The following is a 6,917-nucleotide window of genomic DNA, read 5'->3' as shown; positions in this document are numbered from 1 at the left end:
CCCGGCCCCGCCCCCACCCCGCACCCGCTGCGCACCACGGTCACGGGCGCAACCACCACCACCCTCAACGCACCCGCAGGCACGACCATCGCAGTAGTGGGCCCGAACGGCGCAGGAAAGACCACCCTGCTCAGAGCCCTCCTGGGCCTGACGACCCGCGCGACGGCCACCCCCCTGCACCTGGGCGACGAGGACATGGCCGAAGAGCCCCCGCACCGTCGCCGCATCTCCTGGGTCCCGCAGGACACCTCCCTCTTCCCCCACCTCACGGCCCTCGCCAACACCGCCTACGGCCTCCGCGCCCAGGGCGTCCCCAGGGCCGAGGCACACCGCCGCGCCCGGTACTGGCTGAACCGCCTGGACGTGGGCACCCTCGCCCACCGCAGGCCGGCGAGCCTCAGCGGCGGCCAGGCCCAACGCGTGGCCCTGGCCCGGGCCCTGGCCGCCCGCCCCCGGCTGCTTCTCCTCGACGAGCCCCTCGCCGCCCTCGACCAGTCGGCCCGCTCCGCCGTCCGCCACACCCTCCGCACCCACCTCGCGGACTTCCCCGGCGTCTGCCTCATCGTCACCCACGACCCCGTCGAAGCGGTGTCCCTGGCCGACCACGTCCTCGTCCTGGAGGACGGCGCCACCGTCCAGTACGCGACGCCGGCGGAGCTGACGCGCCACCCCCGCTCGCCCTGGGTGGCCCGCATGCTGGGCCGCAACGCGTGGCCGGGCAAGTCGACCGCGGAAGGAACCCTCCTCCTGGACGACGGCGCCGCCCTCACGACGGCCGACAGCCACGAGCCGACGACAGGCCTGGCCGTGGTCCCCCCGGAGGCGGTCTCCCTCCACACGGTCCGCCCGACCCCCGGCAGCCCCCGCAACACCTGGCAGGGCACGGTCCGCGAGATCACCGCCCACGGCGGCCGCCTGCGCGTCCTCGTCACGGGCGAGCCGGACGTCGTGGCGGAGATCACCCCGGCCGCCGCGGCCGAGCTGAGCCTCGCGGAAGGCACACCGGTGTGGGTGAGCGTCAAGGCCACAGAGATCACATTCGTCCCCCTGTAGAGGGTTTGTAGCCAACACAACCACGGACCCCCACTCCCACACGCACCCACACAATCCACCCATCCCCACCCACCCCCTGCGTAACCCGTACGCCCCACCCCGCGCGCACCGGCAGCTCCCCGCCCGGACGATGAGCAGGTGACCAGATCCGCACGGGCAAGGGGCATACTCACCGCCGCACTCCTGGCGGTCACTGCGGCGGGCTGCACAGGCAACAGCGGCAGCGGCGCGAGCAACCCGCGCGGGACCACCCATGCGAACGAGACCACCCGCGCAGGGGCGGCCGCAGGTCCGGGCGCAGGGGCGGCCGCCCAGGACGCCGCCCGCCAGAAGCCGGCCTGGAAGCCCTGCCCGCCCCCCACCGCGGCGCAGAGCGGATCGTCGGGCGGGGCCCCGGGCCCGGACTGGGAGTGCGCGACCCTCCACGCGCCGCTCGACTACGCCAAGCCCAGAAGCAACAGCAACACCATCGACATCGCCCTGATCAGGGCCAAGGCCACGGACCAGGCCCGCCGCATCGGCTCGCTGATCTTCAACTTCGGCGGCCCCGGCGGCTCCGGCATCACCACGCTCCCGGCCTTCGCCGCCGACTACGAGAACCTGCGCACCCGCTACGACCTGGTCAGCTTCGACCCGCGGGGCGTGGGCCGCAGCAGCGGCGTCACCTGCCTGGACGACGGACGGCTCGACGCGTACTACGCCGCAGACGCCACCCCGGCCACGAAGCCGGAGCAGAAGGCCCTGGTGGACCGGGTGACGGCCTACGCCGCCGGCTGCGAGGGCAGGTCCGGCAAGGTCCTCCCGCACGTGGGCACGGAGAACGCCGCCCGCGACATGGACCTGATGCGCCAGGTCCTGGGCGACGCCCGGCTGCACTACTTCGGGGTGTCGTACGGCACGGAACTGGGCGGCGTCTACGCCCACTTGTTCCCGGACAAAGTGGGGCGCGCGGTCTTCGACGGCGTGGTGGACCCCGGCGCGGACCCCGTGCAGAGCGCCCTCGGCCAGACCCAGGGCTTCCAGCTCGCGCTCACCAACTACATGGAGGCCTGCACGAGGACGTCGGACAACTGCCCGACGGAGGAGCAGATCAGCGCGCTCCTCCAGCGCTTGGGCAAGGAACCGATCCCGGGCGCCGGCGGGCGCGAGCTGACCCGCTCCCTGGCCACGAGCGGCATCGCCCAGTCCCTCTACTCGAAGGACTTCTGGGACTACCTGACCGAGGGCATCGAGGACGCCGAGAACGGCGACGGGCGGCTGCTCCTCTCCCTCGGCGACGCCATGAACGGCCGCGGCCAGGAAGGCCGTTACAGCACGCTGCAGTCGTCCCTCAACGCCATCACCTGCGCGGACTTCGCGCAGCGCTACACCGCGGCCGAGATCGAGCCGCGCGTGCCCGCGTTCCGCAAGGCGTCCCCCGTCTTCGGGGACTTCATGGCCTGGAGCCTGACCCAGTGCACGGGATGGCCGGTGAAGGGCGCGTGGCGGACGCCCGACGTGAGCGCGAAGGGCTCCGCGCCGGTCCTCGTCGTCGGCAACACCGGTGACCCCGCGACCCCTTACGAGGGAGCGAAGCGGATGGCGCAGGAGCTGGGGCCGGGCGTGGCGGCCGTGCTGACGTTCCGCGGCGAGGGGCACGGCGCCTACGACAGCGGCAACGCCTGTGTCAAGGGGGCGGTCGACGCCTACCTGCTGAACGGTACGGTGCCGGAAACAGACAAGATCTGCTCATAGCACACATAGCACATATCACCGGTGGCGGAGGCCCAAGGCGTGATCGATCCGGATTCGGGGTCGAATGTCAGTGGCTCGCACTACGATCGCCCGCACAGCAGTTCCGCGGACGACGAAGCAAGTTCGGGGGGACGACAGTGCCGTACAAGACGCCGTTCAGGACGCCGCACACCACCGGCGAACAGGCCGACCGCAGGGCCCGGGCCCTCACCGGCGCCCTGGCCATCGCCGCGCTGGTGGCCGCCCTCGTGGCGCTCTGGCAGACGCAGTCCACGCCGCTCGGCGGGCGCTCGTACTGCTGGGGCGCCTGGCCCGAGGACGAGGCCCCGTTCCGCCGCGGCGACCACGACCGCACCGCCGACGAGAGCGCACCCGCACCCGGGCGCCCCACCGGCCACTGCTCGCTCCGCTGGCGCGGCGGCCACGGCCTCGGCGCGTACGAGCAGCAGGTGGACCTCCGCCTGGGCACGGGACCGCGCCAGGAGGGCGACCGCCGCTCGTGGCTGGGCGAGTTATTCGGGGACGGCGACACCCCCCTCCCCGACGGCTTGCCGGGCTTCACCGCCGCCTCCGGCACGGGCGCCCTGGTCCTCCCGGAGAGCTGCGACGTGGACGGCCGCCCGTCGGTGGTGACGCTGAAGAGCATCGCGGCCCTCTCCCCCGCCACCACGGGCGAGTTGCTGGTCAGGGCGGCCAACAAGGCCACGAAGGCCACCAGTTGCACGACGCTCCCCCCGATCCGCCTGCACCACGATCCCTCCGCTCCCCCGCCCTCGGACACCGAACGAGACCGCTGCGGCATCCCAGGCCTGGCCCAGGGCCTGAATCAGAGCCGGAACCAGGGCGGGAGTCAGGGCAGGAGGACAAGCCCGGCCCCCGCCACCGGCCCGGCCCCCGCCACCAGCACAGCCACCAGCCCCGCCACGAGCAGCGACTTCCACAGCTGCGCCATAGCGGGCGCCCAGGGCTGGGCGGCCCGCTTCCTGACCACCGGCAGGCCCCGCCTGGTCGCCCTCTTCGACGGCCTCACCGGCGACCGCCCGCCGGCCCCCGGCTGGCGGGCGCAGGGCAGCATCGACGCGGCCGGAGCCCTGGTCCGGGCCGACTGCGACGGCAGGCCCACCGTCTTCACCATGCGCAGCGGCCCCGGCCGCACCCACACCCGTCTGGACGACCCGCGCGAGGCCTTCCCCCGCTACGTGGACGCCGTCGCCGCGCAAATGGGCTGTGCGCCCCTGCGCGCCGGGTGACGCCTCCACGCGGCGGCTGCTCCACCGCCTTCACCTCCGTACAGTCGGTGGAATGAGTTCCCTACGGCCTCGGGCCACCACCCCTCGGGCCACCACCGCCCTCCTCGGCGCCGGCATCGCGCTCGTGACGGCCCTCGCCGCCACCGGCTGCGGCAGCGGCGACTCCCCGGCCGCCGGGGACGCCAAGAGCGCCTCCGGAGGCGACCGCGCCCCCGACGTCCGGCTGCGCTGGACGGCGTGCTCCGCGCCGACCGCCGCCCAGGGCAGCGACGGCAAGGCCCCCGGCAAGGCGTGGGAGTGCGCGAAGCTCCCCGTCCCGCTGGACTACGCCAAGCCCGACGGCGAGAAGATCGAGCTCGCCCTGATCCGTACGAAGGCCCGGGACAAGGACAAGCGCCTGGGCTCGCTCGTCTTCAACTTCGGCGGCCCCGGCGGTTCCGGCGTGGCCACCCTGCCGGGCCTGGCCACCAGCTACGAAAAGCTGCGCGAGCGCTACGACCTGGTCAGCTTCGACCCGCGGGGCGTGGGCGAGAGCGCGGGCGTCCGCTGCCTGAGCGACAAGGAGAACGACGCCGCGAGCCAGATCGACGGCACGCCGGACGACGCGGCCGAGGAGCGGACCACCCTCGCGACGAACAAGGCGTTCGTGGACGCCTGCGCGAAGAACTCCGCCAAACTCCTGCCGCACGTCGACACGCTGAGCGCCGCCCGCGACATGGACCGCCTGCGGGCCGCCCTGGGCGACGACAAGCTCAACTACTTCGGCATCTCCTACGGCACCGAGCTCGGCGGCGTCTACGCCCACACGTTCCCCGGCAACGTGGGGCGCGCCGTGCTCGACGCGGTGGTCGACCCCACGCAGGACCCCGTGCAGGGCAACCTCGGCCAGGCCAAGGGCTTCCAGCTCGCCCTGGACAACTACCTCAAGGACTGCGCCTCCTCGGCCCAGGCGTCCCGCTGCCCCACGCAGGAGCGGATCGTCGCCCTGCTCAAGAAGCTCGACGCGCAGCCCCTGCCGACGCGCCAGGGCCGCAAGCTGACCCAGGACGAGGCCGTCAACGGCATCGCGTCCGCGCTGTACTCCAAGGAGACCTGGAAGTTCCTGACGCAGGGCCTGCAGGAAGCCATGAACAAGGGCAGCGGCGACACCCTGCTGCTGCTCTACGACCTCCTCACCGGCCGCGGCTCCGACGGCCGCTACAGCAACCTCGGGCCGGCCAACCGGGCGATCTCCTGCGCCGACGCCCGGCAGCGCTACACCGCCGACGACGTGAAGGGCCGCCTGGCGGACTTCCGGGCCGCGTCCCCGGTCTTCGGGGAGTCCGCCGCCTGGTCGCTCCTCGGCTGCACGGGCTGGCCCGTCGAGGGCAAGTGGAAGACGATCGACGTGAGCGCGCAGGGCTCCGCCCCGATCGTCGTCATCGGCAACACCGGCGACCCGGCAACGCCGTACGCGGGCGCGCACCGCATGGCGGAGGGCCTGGGCAAGGACGTCGCCGTGGAGGTCACGTACAAGGGCGAGGGGCACGGGGCGTACAACAGCGGCAACGCGTGCATGGTGCGCACCGTCAACGGCTACTTGCTGGAGGGCAAGGCCCCGGCCCGGGGCACGACCTGCTCATGAGTAAGGGGCTCCCCACCATGGTGGGGAGCCCCTTACTCACACAAAAGTGAAGGTCTAGTACACCGGCTTGTCCGGCTCGACCTGGTGGACCCAGCCGATCACGCCGCCGCCCACGTGCACCGCGTCGGAGAAGCCCGCCGCCTTCAGCACCGCGAGGACTTCCGCGGAGCGGACACCCGTCTTGCAGTGCAGGACGATCCGCTTGTCCTGCGGCAGGTCCTGCAGGGCCGTGCCCATCAGGAACTCGTTCTTCGGGATCAGCCGGGCGCCGGGGATCGACACGATCTCGTACTCGTTCGGCTCGCGGACGTCGATGACGTCGATGTTCTCGCCGTCGTCGAGCCACTCCTTGAGCTGCTTGGGAGTGATCGTGGAGCCGGCCGCGGCCTCCTGGGCCTCCTCCGAGACGACGCCGCAGAACGCCTCGTAGTCGATGAGCTCCGTGACGGTCGGGTTCTCGCCGCAGACCGCGCACTCGGGGTCCTTGCGGACCTTGACCTGGCGGTAGGTCATCTCCAGGGCGTCGTAGATCATCAGACGGCCGACCAGCGGATCGCCGATGCCCGCGAGGAGCTTGATCGCCTCGTTGACCTGGATGGAGCCGATCGAGGCGCACAGCACGCCCAGCACGCCGCCCTCGGCGCAGGAGGGCACCATGCCCGGCGGCGGGGGCTCGGGGTACAGGCAGCGGTAGCAGGGGCCGTGCTCGCTCCAGAAGACGGACGCCTGGCCGTCGAAGCGGTAGATGGAGCCCCACACGTACGGCTTGCCCAGCAGCACGCAGGCGTCGTTGACGAGGTAGCGCGTGGCGAAGTTGTCGGTGCCGTCGACGATCAGGTCGTACTGGGAGAAGATCTCCATCACGTTGTCGGCCTCGAGCCGGCCCTCGTGCAGGACGACGTTCACGTACGGGTTGATGCCCTGCACCGAATCCCGCGCGGACTCGGCCTTCGAACGGCCGATGTCCGCCTGGCTGTGGATGATCTGGCGCTGCAGGTTCGACTCGTCGACCTCGTCGAACTCCACGATGCCGAGCGTGCCCACGCCCGCGGCGGCCAGGTACATCAGCGCGGGGGAACCGAGGCCGCCGGCCCCCACGCAGAGCACCTTCGCGTTCTTCAGGCGCTTCTGCCCGTCCATACCGACGTCCGGGATGATCAGGTGGCGGGAGTACCGACGAACCTCGTCAACGGTGAGCTCGGCAGCCGGCTCGACCAGGGGTGGCAGCGACACGGGGTCTCCAGGAGAGGCGTCCC

The 6,917-nt window shown here is 72.4% G+C and carries 5 protein-coding genes; 4 read left to right on the top strand and 1 reads right to left on the bottom strand.

Features of this window, described 5'->3' with window-relative positions; genetic code table 11:
* From AS857_RS38160 to AS857_RS28940, 4 genes are all read left to right on the top strand, one after another.
* A partial coding sequence (locus AS857_RS38160; RefSeq protein ID WP_144440918.1) for an ABC transporter ATP-binding protein occupies positions 1-1,053 on the top strand: 1,053 nt, incomplete at its 5' end.
* Positions 1,054-1,191: 138 nt separating this feature from the next.
* On the top strand, positions 1,192-2,787 hold the full coding sequence (locus AS857_RS28950; protein ID WP_058046134.1) for an alpha/beta hydrolase: 1,596 nt from the start codon (positions 1,192-1,194) through the stop codon (positions 2,785-2,787).
* Positions 2,788-2,924: 137 nt separating this feature from the next.
* Entirely contained in the window at positions 2,925-4,037 is a 1,113-nt protein-coding gene (locus AS857_RS28945) for a hypothetical protein (protein ID WP_058046133.1), read from the top strand.
* A gap of 52 nt (positions 4,038-4,089) precedes the next feature.
* Positions 4,090-5,661: an alpha/beta hydrolase gene (locus AS857_RS28940; RefSeq protein WP_058047136.1), complete on the top strand. Its 1,572-nt coding sequence runs from the start codon at positions 4,090-4,092 to the stop codon at positions 5,659-5,661.
* A 54-nt stretch (positions 5,662-5,715) separates the two neighbouring features.
* Here AS857_RS28940 and moeZ read toward each other — a convergent pair whose 3' ends face one another.
* Positions 5,716-6,894: an adenylyltransferase/sulfurtransferase MoeZ gene (moeZ, locus tag AS857_RS28935; RefSeq protein ID WP_058046132.1), complete on the bottom strand. Its 1,179-nt coding sequence runs from the start codon at positions 6,892-6,894 to the stop codon at positions 5,716-5,718.
* Positions 6,895-6,917: the final 23 nt, after the last annotated feature.

This window comes from Streptomyces roseifaciens (genome assembly GCF_001445655.1).
Lineage (GTDB): Bacteria > Actinomycetota > Actinomycetes > Streptomycetales > Streptomycetaceae > Streptomyces > Streptomyces aureoversilis.
This window is presented reverse-complemented; position numbering and strand designations above follow the sequence as displayed.

Excerpts from the sequence above, each read along its gene's own strand:
- AS857_RS28940 (WP_058047136.1), top strand. The coding sequence starts at position 4,090 with ATGAGTTCCCTACGGCCTCGGGCCACCACCCCTCGGGCCACCACCGCC.